The following is a 371-nucleotide window of genomic DNA, read 5'->3' as shown; positions in this document are numbered from 1 at the left end:
TCCCCATTCAGCAGGAACATGTGCTGGTGGGCCAACCGGCCACCGAGTTGCACTATCTCGCCAATCAGGAAGGGGCCGACCTGATCATTGTCGGCAGCCACGGCCGCAAAGGTTTTGCGCTACTGCTCGGGTCCACCTCCAACAGCGTTCTGCACGGTGCCAGTTGCGACGTGCTCGCGGTCCGGGTAGCGGAATCCGACACCCGAGAGACCTGATGTTTGCGCTCAGGCGCCCTGCATGTCCTCCAGCTCGGCCCAGCGTTCAAAACACGTCTCCAACTCCGCCTCCACATCGGCCAGCGCTTTCAAATGCGCATCCACCTTGTCCTGTGGCTCGCTGTAGAACGCCGGATCCGCGGCCTGCTGCTGCAG

General features: G+C 62.5%; 2 protein-coding genes. One reads left to right on the top strand and one right to left on the bottom strand.

Annotation, left to right across the window (positions count from 1 at the left end):
• Positions 1-215: universal stress protein (locus B3187_RS15805; protein ID WP_286807419.1), on the top strand; the 215-nt coding region annotated here is incomplete at its 5' end.
• Between the two features lie 9 nt (positions 216-224).
• Here B3187_RS15805 and B3187_RS15800 read toward each other — a convergent pair.
• Positions 225-320, bottom strand: coding sequence for a hypothetical protein (locus B3187_RS15800; protein ID WP_349678211.1), 96 nt, complete (start codon positions 318-320; stop codon positions 225-227).
• Positions 321-371: the final 51 nt, after the last annotated feature.

Origin of the sequence: Marinimicrobium sp. UBA4209, from assembly GCF_002381585.1 — a bacterium.
In the GTDB taxonomy this organism is placed as follows: domain Bacteria; phylum Pseudomonadota; class Gammaproteobacteria; order Pseudomonadales; family Cellvibrionaceae; genus Marinimicrobium; species Marinimicrobium koreense.
Note: the sequence above shows the minus strand (reverse complement) of the source record. Positions and strands in the feature narration are given on the sequence as shown.